A 21,871-nucleotide genomic window follows, 5' to 3' on the forward strand; every position below is an offset into this window, starting at 1 on the left:
TATAAAAACCCTGGGGGGGTTCCCGAGTGGCCAAAGGGATCAGACTGTAAATCTGACGGCACTGCCTTCGATGGTTCGAATCCGTCCCCCCCCACCATACAAACGAAAGCCGACTCACTGAGTCGGCTTTTTTGTTATTACCACTTTGTATTGCTGACACCACTTCCTGCCAACCTATTTTCGAGTTTAGTTTAGACTCTAAATCTCACGCTGATATAAATATGCATCTGAGCAGATCTCATGAAATACCGCAAAGTCTTTGATCTTTTCTATTCGCTTGAACTGATTATTCTCAAGCACTTTTTGTGAGGCCAAGTTCGACGTTAATGCGTGCGCTTTGAGAGTTTTCAGACCGGCAGTTTTTTTTGCGTAATCTAAGAGCAGTGACAACGCAAAACTAGCGACACCTTTTCCCGTATAGGCCTCGCCGATTCGATAACCCACCTCCGCATAACTCATGTCGGCTTCAAAGACATTGAGATTAATTCGACCGCAAATCTCTCCTTCGTTATTACGAATGAGCATTGGGTAGCAAAGTTTCGCTCTATGAAACAGTACCAGTTCACGAATATGTTCTTCCACACCTTGTTGACTGTAGAAGCCGTCATCCCTTGGAGGAATATGCTGTTCAAACCACGCTTTGTTCTGCCGTTCAAACAATAACAAAGCGTGACAATCTTCCAGCTCAACAAGCGATATGGATATGTCCATATAAGCTATCAACCCTTAATATTTTTGATTGCGCTAGCTAAATGCATAACCCTAACGCACAAAACCAACGCAAAAATTCTGTTTAGAAGACTTCGTTAACATGGAAATAGAAGGTACCACCATGTTCACCGTAACCGATATCAGCACGCACATTAACCTTGTCTTTGATCTTTAAGCGCAAACCCGTACCAGCACTCGCAAGTGTATTGTCCCAAAGTCCTGAAACGTCATCGGCAACGGTGCCAGCTGCACCCCAAAACACGACACCTACTCGCCAATACACTGGCAAGCGGTACTCTACTTGTCCCATCATCATCTGGTTGTCACGGTAGCGACCAAGTATGTAACCACGCATAGCATCAGCACCACCAAGATCGGGCAGTTGATTCCATGGCACATTCCCGGAAGTTAAGTTCGCTTGTACTTGCCAAGCCAGTAATCCTGGCACAGGTGCCAGTGAATGGTACTGTGAAGCTTTCAGTGAATATTTACCAAAATCTGCAGAGTTGGTTGCATCATGGTAATAACCGATATCCGCTTGCAGTAGCGTTCCCTTAGAGGCATTGGTCACATTATCACGTGTGTCATAAACATTAGATAAAAACACACCGTAGCTGGTGTTATCGGTTAGCTCATCAGCAAGGTAGTCCGCTGACTGATTATCAAATTCCTTTTCATGAGGGCGCACCGATTTGATGTTACCACCGAGACCTAAGAAATAATCGCCTTTCACTCTCGTAAGCCACGTAGGTTTGATATCAATGACTTGCTCTTTAAAGTTGACCTTATTATCGTCTTGTTGACCGTTCTCGTAACCGCGACCGTAGTAAACGGCAGCATCATCAAACACTTTTATGTCAGTGAAAATGCGGTCGTTACCCGAATTGTAGAAGTGCTTGTTACTGAACGTAATGCCCATTGAACCGTTACTAGAAGCATATGGGTTGATAACCATAGACGAAGGTTGCCCCGCCCCCTCTGACAGTTCACCATAAAGGCCAACATACAAAAGACCAAGCCCTAAGCCTTGCTCTGGGGTATAGAACACGGCCGGAATATAGCTCGAGTTAAGTCCTTGCTGAGCGTCATACTCTTGCTCTGCACCAAATATACTCAACACATCATCCAGAGTGTCTGTTGTTGGATTAGGTGTCGCCTCAAATAAAGGCACCACTGATTCTTCAGCATGCAGTGAAGTCGTGGTCGCCAAAGAAGCGCAAAGCACAAGTGCGAGTCTAGAAAATGTCTGGTGCATGGATAATTTATATGTATCAGAAAAGAGAGGCCGAATTATAGAATAAAACAGCAGCAAAATATAAAAAAACCGCAGTGGTCAGACTGCGGTTTTTAACATGATATTGAGGTAATTAACCTTGAATACCGACGATAAGCCATGGCGCGTTAGGTACAGTAAGATCGCGCTCTAAGTGCCAAATATCTTCGATATCCTCTTCGATGCTTTCTACCGCATCACGGTAACGACCCGAGAACTGCAAGCTCAGCTGTGCTTTGTTTGCATCGAAGTCTGCGCGAACAATTTCCGCATCTACGTACATAACGTCAGTATGCTGCTCGCCCTCTAGTTTTGCACGCTCAGCCATAAGATCTTGAAGTAGGCTTGGCGATACATACTCTTCAATGGTATGAAGTTCGTTATGGTTCCATGCACCTTGCAGGATTCGATAGTGTTCACGAGCACCATTTAGAAATGCCGCTTGATCGAAACCTGGTGGGTAGTTGTGCGGAACATCGCTATGACCAGCTGCACCAAAACCACCTGTCGCTGCGCCACCGTTTTGCGGCTGCTCGAAGTTTTGGAAGTTTGGTTGCTGCTCAAATTGGTTGCGCGTGTTGCCACCAAACGCGGGTTGCTGTCGCTGCTGATTCATGCTGCCTTGCTTGGCACCAAGCATCCCTCGCATAAACTTGAAGATAACGAATGCAATTAGGCCAAAGATTAGGATGTCCATGAAGTTGATGCCTTCAAATGCACCACCAAAGAACGCCGCTAACAAACCACCAGCCAATAGACCGCCTAGAAGACCGCCCATCAAGCCCTTTTTGCTGCTACCAGCTTTGTTTTGATCCTGTCTGCTGATGTTATTTGTATTCTGTTGCTGTTGTTTCGGAGCTGGAGCTGTTTTAAAGCTCTTACCGAATGATTTACCGCCACCGAACTTCTTCGCTTCAGCTACCGGATTCACCGCTACTGCAAGAACAAGCAGAGCGACGAAAGAAAATAAACGTTTCATTCTAGACCTTTAGTTATATTGTTACGTTAAGCCGAAACCACTATACATGAACTACGACCCATCAAGCATAATATACTGAGCTTAGCATTAAAGGAAACACTCTGATGCCTCGACATGTTTCAGAATATTGCACGTATGTTACGAGCTAGATAGAACCGCATTCAAAACTATGCGCAAAGCCTGCAATACAAGGCTTCATTAGTTGACGCTTAATCATGACACCTCTAAAATAACGAACCGTGTTCAATTAACGATCCGCAACCATGGCCCGCAGAAACGATCATACCAGGGAAGAGCTTGTTGAGCTTACGCTCACGACGGTAAAAGACTACCTTAGCGAAAACTCTTATCACACGCTTAGCCTTCGGAAGATTGCCACTCTGATTGGTTATGTTCCCAGCACACTAGTGAATGTATTTGGCAGTTATAATCTGCTACTACTGCACGCTGTCGCTCGCACTCTAGATGAGCTGTCACAGGAAGCAAAAGCGGTTGTGGATGAAGCTGATAATGTCGAAGAAGCGTTATATGCTCTCGCGAGCTGTTATCACGAGTTTGCCAAGAAATACCCGTATCGTTGGCAATTAATTTTCGAACACAACATGAACGGTGATACGCTCCCAGAATGGCAATCACAACGTATCGATGGGATGACAGGCATGCTGGAGAGCTTGCTTTCTGTCTATAAACCGGAAAAGTCTCACTCAGAAGTCCTTCGTGCCAGTCGCGTACTGTGGGCTGGAGTTCATGGCATCACACTGCTCAGTGTTGACGACAAATTCTTTGCTTCAGAGCCCGTCGATGGCGATGAGCTAATCAAAGATCTAATCTCAAAGTATTTACAAAGCTGGTAATCAAAAGGAAAGGTAATGCCACATACGAAATCTGCGTCTCTGTTATCTCAAAGGCGCTTTCTGCCCTACTTTGTGACCCAGTTCTTTGGCGCGTTTAACGACAATATTTTTAAGAACGTTTTATTGTTGTTTGTCGCATTTGCAGGACCACAGGTTCTGCCAATCTCTAGTAACCTGTTTATTAACTTAGCGGCCGGTCTATTCATTTTGCCGTTCTTTCTGTTTTCTGCCTCAGCAGGTGTACTTGCCGACAAATACGAAAAGTCATGGTTCATCAGAAAAGTAAAGCTGGCTGAGATCGCAATTATGTGTCTCGGCGCAATTGGCTTTATTACTGAAAGCTATAGCATTTTATTATTATTGCTGTTCTTAATGGGCACACAGTCTGCGTTTTTTGGTCCAGTGAAATACGCTCTTCTGCCACAGCAACTGAAACCGAACGAACTTTTGTCCGGCAATGCATTGGTTGAAACTGGCACCTTCCTTGCCATCCTGTTGGGAACCTTAGGCGCCGGCATTATAGCTTCAGCAGAAAGCGCGAAATACGTCGCTGCTGGATGCGTAGTTTTGTTTGCCTTGGCTGGCTACATTTCAAGTCGCTCTATTCCAGAAGCGCCTGCGGCTGCACCGGAACTAAAATTTCGCTGGCAACCCGTAAAACAAACTAAAGAAACACTTAAAATTGCTCACCAAGACCGCGTAGTATTCCAATGTATCATGGCCATTAGTTGGTTCTGGTTCTTGGGCGCAGCTTACCTAACGCAGTTTCCGAATTTCACCAAAATACATTTGATGGGTAATGAAGCGGCCGTTTCATTCCTACTTGCACTTTTTTCTGTAGGCATCGCTCTCGGATCTATGTTGTGTGATAAGATGTCTAAGAATCGCATTGATGTCGGCATCGTACCAATAGGCAGCATTGGCATTACCATTTTTGGCGCGCTTATGGCTTTTGCAGTTCCATCAGAACTGCCTCAGTTTACTTCATTCAGCGAGTTTATTTCCCACTCTAGCTTATGGCCTGTTTTTGGCTATTTATTGTTACTCGGCATGTCCGGTGGATTGTTTATCGTCCCTTTGTACGCGCTGATGCAACAACAGGCTAAAGAAACTGAACGTGCCCGGGTGATTGCTGCCCTCAATATCTATAACTCGCTATTTATGGTTGGAAGTGCAGTTTTAGGTATCGTAGGACTGTCATTGCTGGAACTCACTATTGTCGAACTGTTCCTTGTGCTAGCTCTGATGAACTTTATGATGGCGACTTACCTATTTTTGCAAGCTCCTATCTTCGTGGTTCGTTTCCTTATTTGGGTACTCACTACCATCATGTACCGTATCACCCATAAAAATCTACATCACCTACCAGAAAAAGGTGGCGCCTTGATTGTCTGCAATCATGTGAGCTATATGGATGCGTTGGTGATGAGTGCGGCAAGCCCAAGACTCATACGTTTTGTCATGGAAGAAGACTACGCAAACTACAAACCCGTTCGTCGCTTTTTACGACGTGCAGGGGTCATACCTATCTCCTCCTCTCGCAAAGGTTCCATTCGAAGAGCGTTTAACGATATCGAACACGCTTTAGCTGAAGGGGAGATTGTCTGCATTTTCCCTGAAGGACGTCTAACCTCAGATGGTGAGATGAATGAATTTATGCGTGGTATTGATATTGTCCTGCGCCGCTCTCCTGTACCTGTCATCCCAATGGCGTTAAAGGGATTATGGGGCAGCTACTTTAGTCGACATAAAGGCCGCGCGTGTAAAGGGCTCCCAACTCGCTTTAGAGCTAAGTTGGAATTAGAAGCGGGAGCACCGGTAGCACCTGAAGAAGCATCAAGTGCTGCGATGTTCGAAAAAGTCGCAACACTTCGTGGTGATTATCGCTGATCGCCATAAGCGATTTTGTTCGTTTATTTCGATGTTGTTCATATCAAAACAACGAGCGTTTAGTTTTACTGAACGCTCGTTAAGAAATTTTAGGTTTTGTTGATCTAGCGAAATTCATACAATTCCTTTATGTGGCGAGAAAATTCTCGCCTTTTTATTAAAGGTACTCCATGTTCACCCAGTTACGCTCATACCCTCTGTTTTTTCTCGCAATTCTTGCTTGTCTCACTCCATGGGTTTCCTCGCCAATTGCACTGATACTTGGCTTCTTTTTAACAACTTTCAGCCTAGTGCCAACCACGCTGCCATTAGCAAAATTCACTAAAAAGTTGCTCGCCTACTCCATTGTCGGACTTGGTTTTGGTATCCACTTAGATCAAGCCATGCAAGCGACCAGCGATGGAATTGGAATCATCGTAGTGACCATCGTTGGCACCTTAATCATAGGTTGGTTCTTGGCACGCCGCATGGGATTGGACAAACAAACGGGTTACCTTATTTCATCAGGTACTGCCATTTGTGGTGGTAGTGCTATTGCCGCTGTTGCACCGGCGATCAACGCAGATGATGAAAAGATCGGTATCGCTCTTGCAACTGTATTCGTACTAAATTCTGTCGCCTTATTCGTATTTCCCGTCATTGGTCACACGCTAAGTCTCGATCAACATACTTTCGGTACGTGGGCAGCGATCGCCATCCATGACACGTCATCCGTGGTCGGTGCGGCTTCCGCTTATGGTGAGGAAGCACTCACGACAGCAACGACACTAAAGCTGGCCCGTGCGCTATGGATTATTCCTGTTGCCCTAGTAAGTGCAGCTATTTTTAGCAACAAGCAAAATAAAATCACTATCCCTTACTTCATTTTGTTTTACTGTGTCGCAATCTTAGTAAGCGACTACTTACCTCAGTTCGAAGTGGTATATCAGGGAATTTTTGATGTCTCGAAAAAGCTGTTGGTCGTGTGTCTGTTCTTGATTGGTTGCAGTATCTCAATTGAGAAGCTTAAACAGGCAGGGAGTAAGCCGATGGTGTTTGGCGTTACGATGTGGTTGTTGATTTCGGCGACTTCTCTAGCTTGGCTAACGCTCGTTTAGTCTCAGGGTCTGCTGTTTTTCCTTGTTTTACATTGAAGAACAACACTACAGTCAACAAAAACGCTGTCAGTTCCGCAAGCGCTCTTGTCAGTCCATCTGTTGAGAAGGCAAGCGCCAGTTGAAGGGCAATTGCGATAACCAGTAATTTGTTCATTCCATAGGCTCACTGTTTTTCCATGTCTCATATTATGGTGAGCCTATTAGGTAATGAAAATTCAGTTTTGGACTATGAAATAACTACATAATTGGATTGATGTTGCGATAGCCATTTTTTCACTTCAGCACGTGAGACTTTAATTCCCGATTGCGAAAGAGACTCAGGCAAGAAGAAATAGGCGATCGGCTGTTTGAATTTTGGTAACGAATCCGCAAGCTTTTGCCGCTGTTCAGAGACCGTTGGCAATGCAGTTGATTGCACTACTGCAACACATCGCGCCCCATATTCTTCATCTTCTACCGCCACTACAATGCTCTGAGTAATCGTTGGCTGTGCATTGAGAGCAGCTTCGACCTCCTCACAATGTACGTTTTCGCCACCCGAAATAAACAGATTGTCAGCACGACCAACCACTCTAAGCTCATTTCCGTTGACCCACTCTCCGAGATCTCTGGTATCCAGCCATTGCCCTTCCAATACCAGTGGCAGAATTTGACCTTGCCAATAGTAGCCTTTGGCTAAGGTCTCACCCGACACAAAGATACGATTACCATTTAATTTTAGCTCTCGTCGCGGAAGAATATGCCCCGATGATGGCCACTCATCTACTGGTTTAGCGGTCACTGTCGAAGCGGTTTCCGTCATACCATAGCCCATCCATGCATCGATATTTCGGGCTTTTGCTTGTTGGATTAGTGACAAAGGAATATGGCTACCACCGAGTAGTACTCGCTCTAACTTAGTCTGCCATTGATTATCAATAATCCGTTTAAGCTGCGTAGACACCAGCGAGGCGTGACTTACATCTGAAATGTCTTTGCAAAAGTCACCACTAGCAATTTTGAGCGTTGCACCAGCTTGTAGCCAACGCCAAACAATACCTAACCCTGAGACATGGTACATAGGTAGGCTCAATAACCAGCAATCTCCGACAGTGAAACGAAAGCGCTCAAGTAAGCCACTAGCAGAGGCTATGTGTTGATCTCTACCATGGACAACGGCTTTTGGACACCCTGTTGAACCAGATGTAAAAATGATGGAGGCGATATCAACATTTGCGGAGACCAACGACTGTCGCGATGCAGTCCCTCGAGAAAGGAAGTACAAACTTGGTAGCAACGTCGAGTCACTGCAATCCCAAACCACAGCACGCTCACCGTCTAGATATAGAGAGGACAATTTGGCTTCAAGTAGTTCACTTGATTGTGCGGCAACAATCGCAGGCACCGCACCATGAGTGAGGCAAGCGAGATAAGCGAAGACTAACGCTTCCTCAGCACGACCAATAAGGCAAACCACCTGACCTTGACTGACAGCCTGATTAATAAGCAACTGTCGATATTGATCGACTTGTTGTTTAACATCGACCCACGTCAGTTGGCGTTGAGGAGTAATTAAGGCAATGTCGTTGGGAGCAGACTGAGCCCAGTGCTCCCAAAAGTGTGATGAAACCACTGACTAACTGTCCACGGATTCAGATTGCCAGACCAAAGTTTGGTCTGCTAGACGCTCGACAGGAAGCAAGCAACCTGGCCACGGTGTTTCGAGCTGGGCACCATAAAGCTGCATGGTATCCAAACCTGGTGTTTCTGCTGGCACTTGCCAGTGAGCAAAGCGAGCTAACTGTCCAAGACCAATGCTACTCTCCAAGCTTGAGCTAATAACGACTCGAATAGCATGGCTTCTCGCTTCTTCGATCAAACGAATACATTTATCAAAGCTGCCGATTAAGGTTGGTTTGATGATTAACGCTTTGACACCTGTTAACTCTTTCACCGAAAAGTCAGGCTCTTTAATCGCGGCCTGTAGTGTTTCATCCCAAGCAATAGCAATCCCCGTATCTAAGGCAAACGACACGCTATCACCGGGTGTTTGGCAAGGCTCCTCAACAAACGCGATACGCTGTCTGAGCGATGGGGAAATGTGTTTGGCAAACTGCTTAGCTTTGTCCAAAGTCCATGCCTTATTAGCGTCAAGTCGCAGAGTAAGGTCTGGAATCGATTCGAGGAAAAGACTGACTAACATCCCGTCTCTTATCGTTTCGTACAGCCCTACTTTAAACTTGGCAACTTTAGTACCTTGCATGTTATTCAAGATAGGTATCAGTTCGTCCGGGTCACCACTACACAAAGGAGCCGCACGATAATTGCCGGTTTGAGGAAGCGTGTGAGCAAGTTCCATTAACGCGGCAGACAGACCGAACGCGACAGAAGGCACGCATACTTCCAAGTCTATGTCTTTGCCATTGACCCATTGCTCTAATTGGCTTTGTGCTTCTATGCCGGCTTGTTCAAACGTTTCTTGGCTGAATCCAGGTAGAGGGGCTATCTCACCTAAGCCTGTCTGGCCGTCTTTAGACAGTTCTACAATCCAACCGTCTCGGTGAGTAAGTTTTTGTTCTCGAAGAATAACACCGCTGTCCATAGGCAGACTGTAGCGGTAGAGTTTTGCTTGTCTCATAGTAGAGTCCCACTTCATAGGAAGTATACGTCGTCAACTAAAAAATGAGAGAGTCGACGACGTTGAATACACCGTTGTTAGGCCACATTTCACTACAAGAGTTCCCAAGTTACTTGAGCAAACTATCGATAAAATGTATCTAAATATGGCCAAACAAACATGACGCCAAGGCTGATAGTGCCTTGGAGCCGATGGTTACGGGTTTCTTGGGAACTTATTGAAGTCTGGACGACGCTTCTCATTAAATGCATTACGTCCTTCCTGACCTTCATCAGTCATGTAGAACATCATGGTCGCGTTGCCCGCTAGCTCTTGTAGGCCAGCTTGACCATCACAGTCAGCATTCAGAGCGGCTTTCAAGCATCGAAGTGCCATTGGGCTATGTTGAAGTACTTCACGACACCAACGAACAGTCTCTTTGTCCAAATCCTCTAGTGGTACAACCGTGTTCACTAAGCCCATATCCAAAGCTTCTTGTGCGTCGTAGAAGCGGCATAAGAACCAAATTTCACGAGCTTTTTTCTGGCCAACGATGCGAGCCATATAAGACGCACCCCAACCACCATCAAATGAACCAACTTTAGGACCCGTTTGACCGAACTGTGCATTTTCTGCTGCAATCGTTAGATCACACATCATGTGTAGAACATGACCACCACCAACAGCCCAGCCAGCTACCGAAGCGATAACAGGTTTAGGGCAAGTACGAATTTGACGTTGGAAGTCCAACACATTAAGGTGATGTGTACCTGAATCATCTTGGTAACCGCCATAGTCGCCACGAACACTTTGGTCGCCACCAGAACAGAAGGCTTTTTCACCTAATCCAGTAAGAATAATGACTCCAACACCCTCGTCGTAACGAGCATCAGCCAGTGCTTTAATCATTTCGCTGACTGTTTTTGGGGTAAATGCATTGTGAACTTGTGGGCGTGCAATCGTGATTCTCGCGATGCCATCTTCAGATTTATGATATTGAATTTCTTCAAAATCGCCCGTTACGTCCGCCCAATTAACCGGTGCGTAAAGTTCTTCTTCTGTTAGTCCAACTGTTTTAGCCATGATCTATTCCAATTTTTCTTTTAGGTTTAAACCCATTTGTTCTAGATAACTCAGCAACACCGAGGCAAAGGCCTTAGGCTGCTCTTTGTGTACATTATGCCCAGCTCCCGCAATCACCTTAAAATCAAGGTTGCTATCTTGAGCTAGCGCAGTAAATTTTGTGTCTCGTTCACCCACGATATACAGAGGTCGATTACCGTTACTAAACCGAAGCTGCTGGATTTTTGGCAGCAGGTTAGGCTGGTGAGCTAGTGAAGTCGTCATCAGCATATGACTTAGCTTGTCACCAAGGTTAACACTACGTTTAGCAATCAAATCTTGTCTTTGCTCATGATTTAAGGAAGAAAATACCGGTTGTTGATACCAATCGCCCAAAACCTCTGCAATATCATCATTTTTGAAGCGATGCGCCCATGCTAAGTCATTTGCAAATCTATCCTGACGGGCATGTTCTGAGCACAGTCCAAAATTTCCACCTTCAATGACGACACCAGACATCGTGAGTGGCAGCAGTTGATTATCTGCACCCTCATACTCGCAGAGAAAGTACATCGACAATCTAGCACCCAACGAGTACCCCACCAAAAAGATGGGCACTGTAGCACTGAGGTTTTGTGTTTCAATACATTTTAGTATGGTTGAATGGATCAATCTGCAAACATCACTAAAACTTGTGCTTTGGATCGACTGACTTTGACCATGTCCCGGTAAATCGATAAACAGCTTGTTGTAGTTTGGAAGGTATTCACTAACGGTGTGAAAGTCGTCACCCGCCCCTAAAAAGCCATGTAAGAAAACCAATAGAGGCTTATCTTCAGTATGAGCTTGGAGGGACGCTGTGAACTGACTATTAAGCATGAGTCTGATAAGTACTAATGTCTTGACTTAGTTGGCGAATCAAACTTGCCACTTCGTCGGCAGCGGTAAGCACTTCAATCAATAGAGTGTCTTTACCACTTAATAGATGATGTTGAATTTGTGTCTCTAAGTCTTCACGTGATTTAGGTGCGCAATATTGCAAACCAAACTGAGCCGCCGCATGTTCAAAGTTTAAGCCATGGGGCATTTGATAACAGCGTACTTTTTTGTCTTGCGGCACAGGCAACATATCAAATATCGCCCCCCCATCATTGTTAGTCACAACGATTACGCAAGGTACTTGTGTACGACTAAAAAGTGACAGCGAATTCAAATCATAGAGCAGTGATGTATCACCCAAATAGAGCACCATCGACTTACCTTTATCGCGATGAACACCATTGGCAGAAGCGACCAAACCATCAATACCTGATGCGCCTCGATTGCTATAAGTTTCGATGCCAAGCGGGTTAGTTAACATATCCGCTAACCTTACTATAAGGCTATTACCCATAAAAACACTAATGTCTAGCGGTAGTCGCTCAATGCTACTGGCAACATCAAATTCGGTCAGATGTGAGCGAGTAGGCATTAATGTCGTTACGACTTGGGCATAAGATTTTAATTCATCTCCCCACCCGATATTTCTGCTGTGCTCCACTGTTTCTAAGGCTGACTCTAACCATAGAGGAATTGACACCTGACAATGTTTCAACGCAACGTGATCTGGGTTTAACCGCTCGCCAAATTCACTCAGCACTAGGTAATCACTGTGTTGAGATTGCTGCTTTAGCCAAGCATTCAGCCTTTTCGAAACCAGCCTTGCACCTACTTGGAGTACAGTATCGGCACTTGAAAGCATGTCTGCTGCTTGCGGATTCTGAAGCCAAATATCATAACGCTGCCAGTCACCTCCCAAACCCGATTGAGGGTCGAGCAGAATTGGCCAACCTAATTTCTGCGCCAGTAACTTTGCTTGCTGGGCAATCGCGAGAGTTACACTGCCTACGACAATGACACCTTTTCTGTCACCTAGTCTTAATGCACTATGCTCCGCCGTATAGTCAGTAACGCTAACCGTATGGTAGTCGACAAAGCAGGCCTTGCTATTACGCCATTTCGCTATGGGTTGCAAATAGGCTGAGAACGAACGCTTATCGTCTCCACCATATAATGGTTCAGGGAACGGACAGTTGAAGTGAATACTACCACCACTCACTTTTTGAACTGATAACGCATGGTCAACTGTAGATAATATCCACGTTGGCGAAATCTGGGTTGTCGGCGATGGCAGATTAACGGTCTCCGTCACATGTTGTGAGAAGATTCCAGACTGTACGATGGCTTGATTAGCACCACAATCGACTAACTCAATGGGACGATCAGAAGTCAGTAAAACCAGCTTCTCTTTAGTCAACTTCGACTCAGCAACCGCAGGAAGTAAATTAGCGACTGCAGTGCCAGATGTAACAATGACAGCAACAGGTGATTGGCTTGACTTGGCAAGACCTAACGCCAAGAAACCTAAACCACGCTCGTCAAAGTGAGTGTGAACGGTCAACTCAGGGTGAGCAACAGCCTCAAGAGTAAGCGGGGTTGAGCGTGAACCCGGAGCAATGCATACGTGCCTTACCCCTTGGCGATAGAGTTCTTCTATCAGTATTTCCGTCCAAACCCTATTTAAAGCAGCTTGGTTTTGGCTCATGACGCAACACCTAATGACGGTTGGTCAGAAATTAGACTCAATAACGTGGACATCTTTTTATCCAACTCTTGCCATTCATGTTCGGCGATGGAACCAGGCACGATCCCCGCGCCCGCGAAGAGTTGTAGCTCATCTTTGACCAATAACGCACTTCTAATCGCAACACAAAACTCTGCTTTTTCATGGCTTAGATAGCCCACTGAACCAGCGTACCAACCACGCGCAAAAGGTTCGTTCTGCTGGATATACTGCATTGCTTCTGCTCTTGGAAGCCCCGCAACCGCAGCTGTTGGCTGCAACGCTTGTAGCAATTGCACACCATTAATACCCTTGTGCAAATGCGCCAAGATGTTTCTTTTTAGATGTTGAACTTTACGCAAGCGAACTAAGCGAAGTTCGCTTTCTAAATGCACTTGGTCTGAATGTGGCGATAGGCTTTGCAGAATATCATCCACAACGTACTGATTCTCATTGATGTTCTTGTCATCTTGAGTCAACCAATTGGCAAGTTCCATATCTTGAGCGGCATTGCCACCTCGACCAATCGTACCCGCCAAGGCTTCTGTCTCTAGCTCCTGTCCTACTCTTCGATAGAGGCGTTCAGGCGTTGAGCCTACAAATGCGTGACCAGGGGACAAGGCCATCAAAAAATGAAAGCTATGATGGTTTTGAGCATAACTTGCTTTGAGTAGCTGCGCAGGAGAAATGGAATGCTTGAGATCAACGCAGGTTTTACGAGCCAAGACCACTTTTTTGAATTTGTCTTGTTGAATTCCTGCTAAAACATCATCAACCAAATCACACCACTGTGCTTTCTCTGGTGTATGACGCAACGAGACGATGTCACTTGCTAGCGGCGCGAGTTCTTTTGCATCAGCAACGAGTTGTTTCAAGGCTCTAATTGATACCTCTTTGCTCATTCCAATATTAACCGCTAAACGCCACCCTTCATCGAAGCGAATCAACTCGACTTGAGGTAAGAAAAAGAATGCCGACATACAACGACGGTTTTTGTCTGAATGGCCATCAAAAGAGCGACCACCCCATACCCTTTGGTTTTCACTAAGAATCGTATAAGCAGGAGCCGCTTCTGAAAAAGTATGAAGCTGACCGAGTGCAACCACTTCTTCGCGGGTATCTCTAGACTGCCAATAGAACTTTGGATAATGAGGCTGAGCGTCCAACCAGTCGATGCCATGAGTCTTTGGTGAACCCTGCAATTCTTGCTCTAGTCGCTTGGTGCCTTGTGGCGCACGCTCTAGTTTTTCAACAAGCTGAGTGATGGCTTTTGTTAAATGAGACAAATCAACCTCAAAACTGTAACTTTTAATCTTATATACACGAGATACTCTATTTATACCAACTACATAGATCAAGCAACACGCACTTTAATTGTTCGCAATGTTAAGTGGCTCATTGCCACTGAATTCATATCCAATCTTTAATTTTCACTTTAGGCAGATTTTTATTCTTTCAAAAGCCAATTTAGTGTAATTTAGTAAAGAAATAGCCGTTTTTTTAGGAATATAGCAATGAAAAATATCGAGATGTCGTCAAAACTCGATAATGTCTGCTACGACATTAGGGGACCTGTACTCAAACATGCTAAGCGCATGGAAGAAGAGGGACATAAAATACTGAAACTCAATATCGGTAATCCCGCCCCTTTTGGTTTTGATGCCCCTGATGAAATATTAGTCGATGTCATCAGGAATTTACCTACATCTCAAGGTTATTGTGATTCCAAAGGTATATACTCCGCACGCAAAGCTGTGGTTCAACACTATCAGCGTAAAGGCATTCGTAGCTTAGACGTTGAAGATGTTTACATTGGCAATGGCGTTTCGGAGCTCATTGTAATGGCGATGCAAGCTCTGTTAAACAACGGAGATGAAATGTTAGTTCCCGCTCCTGACTATCCACTTTGGACAGCAGCGGTTTCTCTATCCGGTGGTAGCCCAGTTCACTACCTCTGTGATGAACAAGCTGATTGGTATCCAGACCTAGATGATATCAAGAAGAAAATCACGCCTAAAACTCGTGGTATTGTGCTTATCAACCCAAACAACCCAACCGGTGCGGTGTACAGTCGTGACTTCCTACTCGAGGTGATTGAAATTGCACGCCAGCATAAACTTATCATCTTCGCAGATGAGATTTACGACAAAGTTCTGTATGACGGCGCGACTCATACCTCAGTTGCAACCCTAACCGAAGATGTACTCGTAGTGACCTTCAATGGTCTTTCTAAGTCTTATCGCGTTTGTGGCTTCCGTGGCGGTTGGATGTTTATGACGGGCCCAAAGGAGCATGCCACTGGGTACATTGCCGGTCTTGAAATGCTTGCCTCGATGCGCCTTTGCGCTAACGTTCCGATGCAACACGCGATTCAGACCGCCTTGGGTGGCTACCAAAGTATCAATGAACTGATCTTGCCGGGTGGTCGTCTATTAGAACAGCGAGATAAAGCCTACGAGCTTATTACTCAAATTCCAGGGATCTCTTGTGTGAAACCCAAGGGAGCTATGTACCTGTTCCCCAAGATCGACACCAAGATGTACAACATCAAAGACGATCAGCGCATGGTGCTCGATTTTTTGAAGCAAGAAAAGGTTCTCCTCGTGCAAGGCACTGGTTTCAACTGGCCTAAACCTGATCACTTCCGCATCGTTACTCTACCTCACGTAGAAGATCTAGAGATGGCGATTGGTCGATTTGAAAAATTCTTGGCAACATATAGCCAGTAACTCTTTCATAACACTGATATAAAGCCTATTCTTATTGAGCGCCGAATAAATAGTTCGGCGCTAGTATTAAGGGATTACGCTGTATGAAAGAAAGTCACTTTTTTGCTCACCTTGCTCGAATGAAACTGATCCAACGCTGGCCATTAATGCGTTCGGTTTCAACGGAAAACATCTCTGAACACAGTCTTCAAGTCGCCTTCGTTGCTCATGCTTTAGCCATCATCAAAAACAAGAAATTTGGCGGTAAAACCAACCCTGAAAGAATCGCGATTCTCGCGATGTATCACGATACCAGTGAAGTGCTAACGGGCGATCTTCCAACACCAGTTAAATATTACAACCCAGAAATCGCAAAGGAATACAAAAAGATAGAGTCTGCAGCTGAACGAAAGCTGTTGTCTATGTTACCCGAAGAATTTCAAGATGATTTCCGACCTTTCTTAATTTCAGAATACGCTTACGAAGAAGACACCCAAATTGTCAAACAAGCCGATTCTATATGCGCATATTTGAAATGTCTTGAGGAGCTGAGCGCTGGAAACCATGAGTTTGCTCTCGCTAAAAAACGTTTGGACCAAACACTACTTGAAAAGCAAACCGAAGAGATGAACTATTTCCTAAACACCTTTGCACCAAGCTTTGAGCTTTCTCTTGATGAAATCAGTTAGCCAACTCGAGGAATTGAGATGCAGTTAGAATCCATGCAAATTTGGCAAGCCAGACATAGTGATGAGCACAAACTCAGACGTAATGATCATCGCGACCCCTTCCAACGTGATAGGGCTAGGATTCTCCACTCCGCAGCTTTTAGGCGGCTGCAAGCGAAAACGCAAGTGCACGGTACAGGTGTTAACGATTTTCACCGCACACGCCTAACGCATTCGCTCGAAGCGGCTCAAATTGGCTCAGGCATCGCAGCTCAATTAAAACAAAAACAGCCAGAACTCGAACCATTATTGCCTTCTGATGCACTCATTGAAGCACTCTGCCTCGCTCATGATATCGGTCATCCACCCTATGGGCATGGCGGTGAAGTCGCACTCAACTACATGATGCGTGAATATGGTGGTTTTGAAGGTAACGCCCAGACGTTTCGTATCGTCACCCAACTCGAACCCTACACCGAGCATCACGGGATGAACCTCACCCGCCGCAGCCTATTAGGTTTGCTTAAATATCCCGCCCCTATTAGCCAAACTTGCGCCGACAAACAGCCCCACCCAGTGAGCAGCCAACGCCAGTTAAAACGAAGGACTGGGCGCCTGCAAAAGGGATCTACGATAAAGATAAGCCTCAGTTTGATTGGGTTATCGACCCACTATCTGACAGCGATAAATTATTGTTGCAAACCATGCGATTTGAGCAATTGACACCACTTCAACACAACAAGACGCAATTCAAATCTCTTGATTGCTCTATCATGGAGTTAGCTGACGATATTGCTTACGGTGTGCATGATTTAGAAGATGCAATTGTGCTTGAGTTGGTGGACAAAGATATGTGGCAAGCCAACGCCGCGGCGCAGCTTAAGACACAAACCAACACTTGGCTCTCAGAACATATTGACTCTATCACTGAACTGCTTTTTTCAGGCAAACACTACGAGCGAAAAGACGCCATTGGAGGCATCGTCAACGCTCTATTAACTAGCATTGAAGTCAAAAAGGTCCCCGAGGTAAATTTCGACGATCCTCTACTTCACTACAATGCCTACCTTGATGGTGATATGGAATGTGTTTTGGCGATTCTCAAACGATTTGTCAGTGAGTTCGTGATTCAAGTACCAAGGGTACAAATCGTCGAGTACAAAGGCCAACAAATCATTATGGATCTTTTTGAAGCATTCAGCGCCGACCCTGAGCGCTTACTTCCTGAGTCAACACGCAACCTTTGGCGTAAAGCCAGTGGACAACAAGATAACGGAATGCGTGTGATAGCCGACTATATTTCCGCCATGACTGACGGCTATGCCCAAAAGATGCATCAACAACTGTTTGCGGCGCATTCGAATTACTAGTGATTAGAAAGGGTAAAGCCTTATTCGTTGGAGTCCGGAGCGCGATAGTTTTTTTCATAAACACCTGAAGGCATTTGCTGAATCTGGAACTCTATCATTTTTTCAAATGCAACCAGCATAGCGTCGAAGTTCCGTTCAGGCTCTAACGTTTGAATAATATGATGGCCCGCTTCAACCGTGGATAGTGCATTAGGTGATGGTGCTTTGCGAATCCGATAATCGCCCTGCAAGGTCTCTGGCAATTTAACCAACGGTAAAGCATGCAAATTCGTAGACAGTTTCCACATCTTAAACGCTTTCTTCCACGTTCCGTCTAGTAGAATGACACGCAAGTGCTTGTTAGACGCTGCGAGTTGTACTTGCGATAATTCAACAGAGTCTTCACCCGGATACAGCACCACTGACTGGTATCTATCATCAGCCAACAGATCATTAAGCGCTTGATGGGTCGAGAAATCCTCACCAATAAAAAGATGTCCGTTTGGCAATGACAAGGACAAAATTCGCGCCGTCCCAAGCGGACGCTTTTCTTCACTTGGATGCTGCAAAATGATCAATTGTGTGTCACAGTGAACGGGTTGAATCCACTGACAAATACAAGCGCGCTTAGCTTTCAAGCACTTGGGACAATATCGAGATATGTACACTTCTTTCGTCATAAGACTATTGCTGTTTTCTCTGCTTTGCGCATTACTGCAAATTCCGAGCTTACAATCCTTAGTAGAGTGGAACAAGCTAGCAATACACGCGGGTCAATGGTGGCGGATAGTATCAGGAAATTTCTCGCATACCAACCTAGCACATCTGGGCATGAACCTCGCCGGACTCTGGGTCATTTGCTACGTATTTCGTCCTTCGTGGCGGTCAGTGGTGGCTGTTACGCTAATTAGTGCGACCTCTATTGGTTTCGCTTTGTTGTTCACAAACTTAACGTATTACTTAGGCCTATCAGGAGTACTCCACGCTCTATTTGCTTATTGGGCGCTACAAGAGGCACTGAGTGGAAGAAATTCAAGTTGGCTGTTGGTCTTGGGTATCATCGGTAAAGTGGCCTGGGAAAGCTTATACGGCGCGTCAGAAGCGACCTCGCAGTTAATCTCGGCTCCAGTTGCGACACAAGCCCACGCAATAGGACTTGGCGTCGGCTTGATTTTGGCACTCTCGGTAAGCGTCTATCGTCGTAAGTTACAAAGTGATTCTTGAACGGTTCTTCTCTACCGTTGCTTCACCAATACCTTTCACTTGAGTTAAATCATCTGCCGATTTAAAACTTCCGTGTTGATCGCGATACTTCACAATATCTTTTGCTTTTTCCTCGCCAACACCTTTGAGCAGTTCCGCTAGTTCCTCAGGGCCCGCTTGGTTGATATTGACTGTTATCTCTATCCCCTCTAGTTTCTTCGCTTCAGATGCATAGGAAAAGCTTACTGGGGCAACTAACAAAACTACTAGCAGCCAAACGTTTTTTAGATACTTCATTTGAATTCCTTTTTCTCACTAAAAGTCGCCATTCAAGATACCCAGAAAAAACAAACTGAAAAGTTTTGTCTACTGAAAACAAAACGGACCGCGAATGCGGTCCGATTTTATTAGCTTATCAGTTACACAAGAACTGTGAGCTGAATTGCGTCATCGACTCTGTTAATGCTGTTATTCAGCATCAAGTAAATACTCGATGTCCGTATTTTTGCGCAGAATTGAAAGTACGGAAGCTAAGTCTTGCTGAGTCGCCTCACGCTCCATTTGAGCGCCGATTTGCTCGTTGTATGCTTCGTTGTACTCAGAAGCGACTTTAGTTAGCTCAACAACAACAATGTTGCCTTCCATATCTTTAGTCTGAGCGTAGGTCGCTGCGTTTTCTGCTGGCTTAGTCATTGCAAACACAGTGCCTGCTAATGGAGAGCTACGGTCGATAGCTTCCAGTTCTCCAAAACTTAGACTGTTCGCTTGAAGTGCGTCTTGTTTGCCTTCTTTTAGCTCATTCACTAACTGAACACCCAACTCCATAGCCGCTTGCTCACCTTTAACCTTCGCTAGCTGAGTTTCCACTTGCTCTTTCACTTCTTCAAGTGGCAATACAGTTTGTTCACGAACGTCATCGACACGAACCACAATAATATGCTCTGGAGCCACTTCCATCACTTCAGAGTTAAGGCCATCTTCTTTCACTTCTGGTGACTGAATCGCTTGCATCACTGCTGGCGTTTTCAAGATTTCTGGCGCATCAACTTGAGAAATGAAATCAGTAGTCACGACTTTCTGATTTACCGCTTTCGCTGCATCATCCAGTGAATCAGGATATTCGAAAGCAACCTTCTCTAGTTCGTTTTGTAGGTTATAGAACTCATCCACCGCTACTTGGTCTTTAAGCTCAGCGATGATTTCGTCTTTCACTTCAGCTAAAGGCTTAGACTCAGATGCTTTGATAGCGTCAAGTTTAATGATGTGGTACCCGAAATCAGACTTAACTAAACCTGTTGTATCGCCCACATTCTTAAGAGCAAATGCAGCTTCTTCAAAAGCAGGATCCATTACATCACGTTCGATCCAACCTAAAGAACCGCCCTCTTCAGAGCTACCAATGTCTTCTGACTTTTCTTTCGCTAGCGTCGCGAAATCAGCACCAGCATTTAGCTCGTCCAAAATTGCTTGTGCTTTCGCTTCGTCATCGCCTTGAACCAAAATATGGCTCACTTCACGTTGCTCAGAAGTGGAGTATTTGTCTAAATGCTCGTCGTAGTATTTCTGAATTTCATCGTCAGTGACTTTAACTTGATCTTTAAGTGCTTGAGCAGATAGCTCAATGTAAGCCACTTTAACTTGCTCTGGACGCGTAAACTGTCCAGGGTTCTCTTCATAATACTTTTGAATCTCTTCATCAGTAATTTGAGCTTTCTTAGAGAAGTCAGCTAGCGATAGTGTCAGCGTTTTGATATCACGCGTTTGGGTTAGCAGCTTGCTTTGAAGCTCAATTTCGCTAGGAAGCGTAAACTCACTACCTTGCAATGCCGATAGTAGTTGGTTACGAACCAAATCACGGCGAAGGTACTCTGCAAAGCTGTCAGCACTGAAACCAGCACGGCGCAGCGTTGCTTGATAAATGTCTTGGTCAAATTTTCCGTCATTTTGGAACTGAGGCATCTCAAGAATCATTTGACGGATTTGAGCGTCGCTAATACGTAGTCCTAGCGATTCTGCATGTTGCTCAAGCAACACGTCATTAATCATACGATCAAGGACTGACTTACGGAAAGACGCTACGTAGCTTGGGTCACCAAGCAGAGTCGAGAAGTAATCACCAAGCTGAGATTGCATGCGATTGCGTTCATTTTGATACGCTTGTTCAAACTCACCACGACCGATTTCTACATTACCCACTTTTGCCGCAGTATTGCCAATTCCGCCTGCGATATAGCTACCTACACCAGCAAACACAAAAGACAGAATAATGAGTCCTAAGATAATTTTAACCGCGATGCTATTCACGCCTTCGCGAATTCGCTCCATCATAATTTTATTACTCTCCAGATAGGAAGGGTTATCTTCTACTGCATCGGATAATATCAGAAAAAGAAATGCGCATCAGTAAGATGCGCATATTTAAAAAAAGTTCGACTTATTTTGTCGATTAAGCCTTACAAAAGCTTAATTTTTGCTCAGTTGACGCAAGGTTTGCGTACAACTGTAACAAATGATTAGTTACAAGCGTCTTTAAGAGCTTTACCTGCTTTGAATGCAGGAACTTTAGCTTCAGAGATTTGGATCTCTTCACCAGTTTTTGGGTTACGACCTGTACGTGCTGCACGAGTACGTACGCTGAAAGTACCGAAGCCAACTAGAGCCACTTGATCACCTTCTTCTAGAGTAGTGCTAACTGCTTCGATGAAAGCATCTAGTGCACGACCAGCTGAAGCTTTAGATAGATCTGCGTTCTCTGCGATTTTTTCCACTAATTGTGTTTTGTTCACTGTGTTTCCCCTTTCTGTTACCGAATTGTTATTTTTTAAAAGGTAACGTTAGTTCCATTCTCGTAGTTGAAGACTCTAAGCCTTGTCTATCAA

General features: G+C 45.0%; 20 protein-coding genes, 1 tRNA gene and 1 pseudogene. 8 read left to right on the forward strand and 14 right to left on the reverse strand.

The annotated features are described in order from the left end of the window. Nucleotides 1-12 precede the first annotated feature (12 nt). A tRNA-Tyr gene (locus tag L2W36_RS21180) sits at nucleotides 13-97 on the forward strand. Between the two features lie 101 nt (nucleotides 98-198). Here L2W36_RS21180 and L2W36_RS21185 read toward each other — a convergent pair. From L2W36_RS21185 to L2W36_RS21195, 3 genes are all read right to left on the reverse strand, one after another. After that, a complete protein-coding gene (locus L2W36_RS21185) occupies nucleotides 199-711 on the reverse strand; it encodes a GNAT family N-acetyltransferase (protein ID WP_236111537.1) in 513 nt (170 codons plus the stop codon). Between the two features lie 82 nt (nucleotides 712-793). Further along, the gene (locus tag L2W36_RS21190; RefSeq protein ID WP_236111538.1) at nucleotides 794-1,966 is read right to left on the reverse strand and encodes a BamA/TamA family outer membrane protein; all 1,173 of its coding nucleotides are present in this window, start codon (nucleotides 1,964-1,966) and stop codon (nucleotides 794-796) included. 112 nt (nucleotides 1,967-2,078) lie between these two features. Beyond that, nucleotides 2,079-2,963, reverse strand: a complete 885-nt coding sequence (locus L2W36_RS21195; RefSeq protein WP_062462786.1) for a Tim44 domain-containing protein — start codon at nucleotides 2,961-2,963, stop codon at nucleotides 2,079-2,081. A gap of 263 nt (nucleotides 2,964-3,226) precedes the next feature. Between L2W36_RS21195 and L2W36_RS21200 the strand changes: the two genes are divergently transcribed. From L2W36_RS21200 to L2W36_RS21210, 3 genes are all read left to right on the forward strand, one after another. Further along, complete coding sequence (locus L2W36_RS21200; RefSeq protein ID WP_006075270.1) at nucleotides 3,227-3,817, forward strand: TetR/AcrR family transcriptional regulator; 591 nt, start codon at nucleotides 3,227-3,229, stop codon at nucleotides 3,815-3,817. Nucleotides 3,818-3,832: 15 nt separating this feature from the next. After that, a complete protein-coding gene (locus L2W36_RS21205) occupies nucleotides 3,833-5,707 on the forward strand; it encodes an MFS transporter (RefSeq protein ID WP_236111539.1) in 1,875 nt (624 codons plus the stop codon). Between the two features lie 170 nt (nucleotides 5,708-5,877). Next, complete coding sequence (locus tag L2W36_RS21210) at nucleotides 5,878-6,804, forward strand: YeiH family protein (protein WP_236111540.1); 927 nt, start codon at nucleotides 5,878-5,880, stop codon at nucleotides 6,802-6,804. Here L2W36_RS21210 and L2W36_RS21215 read toward each other — a convergent pair. The 7 genes from L2W36_RS21215 to L2W36_RS21245 all read right to left on the reverse strand — a co-directional run bounded on the left by L2W36_RS21215 (nucleotide 6,749) and on the right by L2W36_RS21245 (nucleotide 14,350). Continuing rightward, nucleotides 6,749-6,958: a hypothetical protein gene (locus L2W36_RS21215; protein ID WP_006075267.1), complete on the reverse strand. Its 210-nt coding sequence runs from the start codon at nucleotides 6,956-6,958 to the stop codon at nucleotides 6,749-6,751. The genes L2W36_RS21210 and L2W36_RS21215 overlap by 56 nt on opposite strands. A 72-nt stretch (nucleotides 6,959-7,030) precedes the next feature. Further along, entirely contained in the window at nucleotides 7,031-8,416 is a 1,386-nt protein-coding gene (gene menE / locus L2W36_RS21220; protein WP_236111541.1) for an o-succinylbenzoate--CoA ligase, read from the reverse strand. A 3-nt stretch (nucleotides 8,417-8,419) separates the two neighbouring features. Beyond that, a complete protein-coding gene (menC, locus tag L2W36_RS21225; RefSeq protein WP_107306236.1) occupies nucleotides 8,420-9,421 on the reverse strand; it encodes an o-succinylbenzoate synthase in 1,002 nt (333 codons plus the stop codon). 195 nt (nucleotides 9,422-9,616) lie between these two features. Beyond that, a complete protein-coding gene (gene menB, locus L2W36_RS21230; RefSeq protein ID WP_006075264.1) occupies nucleotides 9,617-10,483 on the reverse strand; it encodes a 1,4-dihydroxy-2-naphthoyl-CoA synthase in 867 nt (288 codons plus the stop codon). A 3-nt stretch (nucleotides 10,484-10,486) separates the two neighbouring features. Further along, entirely contained in the window at nucleotides 10,487-11,341 is an 855-nt protein-coding gene (menH, locus tag L2W36_RS21235) for a 2-succinyl-6-hydroxy-2,4-cyclohexadiene-1-carboxylate synthase (RefSeq protein WP_236111542.1), read from the reverse strand. Then, nucleotides 11,334-13,046 carry a 2-succinyl-5-enolpyruvyl-6-hydroxy-3-cyclohexene-1-carboxylic-acid synthase gene (gene menD, locus L2W36_RS21240; RefSeq protein WP_236111543.1) on the reverse strand — a complete coding sequence of 571 codons (1,713 nt, stop codon included), beginning with the start codon at nucleotides 13,044-13,046 and terminating at the stop codon, nucleotides 11,334-11,336. Before menD ends, menH begins: the two co-directional genes overlap by 8 nt. Next, on the reverse strand, nucleotides 13,043-14,350 hold the full coding sequence (locus tag L2W36_RS21245; RefSeq protein WP_038223273.1) for an isochorismate synthase: 1,308 nt from the start codon (nucleotides 14,348-14,350) through the stop codon (nucleotides 13,043-13,045). The genes menD and L2W36_RS21245 overlap by 4 nt, the downstream gene beginning before the upstream one ends. A gap of 228 nt (nucleotides 14,351-14,578) precedes the next feature. Here L2W36_RS21245 and L2W36_RS21250 point away from each other — a divergent pair, with 228 nt between their 5' ends. The 3 genes and pseudogenes from L2W36_RS21250 to L2W36_RS21260 all read left to right on the forward strand — a co-directional run bounded on the left by L2W36_RS21250 (nucleotide 14,579) and on the right by L2W36_RS21260 (nucleotide 17,810). Beyond that, nucleotides 14,579-15,793: a pyridoxal phosphate-dependent aminotransferase gene (locus L2W36_RS21250; RefSeq protein ID WP_006075260.1), complete on the forward strand. Its 1,215-nt coding sequence runs from the start codon at nucleotides 14,579-14,581 to the stop codon at nucleotides 15,791-15,793. An 83-nt stretch (nucleotides 15,794-15,876) separates the two neighbouring features. After that, nucleotides 15,877-16,461: a 5'-deoxynucleotidase gene (gene yfbR, locus L2W36_RS21255; RefSeq protein WP_236111545.1), complete on the forward strand. Its 585-nt coding sequence runs from the start codon at nucleotides 15,877-15,879 to the stop codon at nucleotides 16,459-16,461. Between the two features lie 18 nt (nucleotides 16,462-16,479). Next, nucleotides 16,480-17,810: pseudogene (locus tag L2W36_RS21260) on the forward strand (anti-phage deoxyguanosine triphosphatase). Nucleotides 17,811-17,830: 20 nt separating this feature from the next. Here the strand turns inward: L2W36_RS21260 and L2W36_RS21265 are convergent. After that, nucleotides 17,831-18,451, reverse strand: coding sequence for a tRNA-uridine aminocarboxypropyltransferase (locus L2W36_RS21265; RefSeq protein ID WP_236111598.1), 621 nt, complete (start codon nucleotides 18,449-18,451; stop codon nucleotides 17,831-17,833). On the opposite strand from L2W36_RS21265, the gene rrtA reads away from it, so the two are divergent. Further along, nucleotides 18,450-19,013: a rhombosortase gene (gene rrtA, locus L2W36_RS21270; RefSeq protein WP_236111550.1), complete on the forward strand. Its 564-nt coding sequence runs from the start codon at nucleotides 18,450-18,452 to the stop codon at nucleotides 19,011-19,013. The genes L2W36_RS21265 and rrtA overlap by 2 nt on opposite strands. Here the strand turns inward: rrtA and L2W36_RS21275 are convergent. The 3 genes from L2W36_RS21275 to L2W36_RS21285 all read right to left on the reverse strand — a co-directional run bounded on the left by L2W36_RS21275 (nucleotide 18,996) and on the right by L2W36_RS21285 (nucleotide 21,778). After that, complete coding sequence (locus L2W36_RS21275; protein ID WP_236111551.1) at nucleotides 18,996-19,289, reverse strand: ComEA family DNA-binding protein; 294 nt, start codon at nucleotides 19,287-19,289, stop codon at nucleotides 18,996-18,998. The genes rrtA and L2W36_RS21275 overlap by 18 nt on opposite strands. 171 nt (nucleotides 19,290-19,460) lie before the next feature. Beyond that, nucleotides 19,461-21,320, reverse strand: a complete 1,860-nt coding sequence (ppiD, locus tag L2W36_RS21280) for a peptidylprolyl isomerase (RefSeq protein ID WP_124940764.1) — start codon at nucleotides 21,318-21,320, stop codon at nucleotides 19,461-19,463. A gap of 185 nt (nucleotides 21,321-21,505) precedes the next feature. After that, nucleotides 21,506-21,778 carry an HU family DNA-binding protein gene (locus tag L2W36_RS21285; RefSeq protein ID WP_006075676.1) on the reverse strand — a complete coding sequence of 91 codons (273 nt, stop codon included), beginning with the start codon at nucleotides 21,776-21,778 and terminating at the stop codon, nucleotides 21,506-21,508. Between the last annotated feature and the right edge of the window lie 93 nt (nucleotides 21,779-21,871).

Source organism: Vibrio sp. McD22-P3, assembly GCF_021568915.1.
GTDB lineage: Bacteria > Pseudomonadota > Gammaproteobacteria > Enterobacterales > Vibrionaceae > Vibrio > Vibrio mediterranei.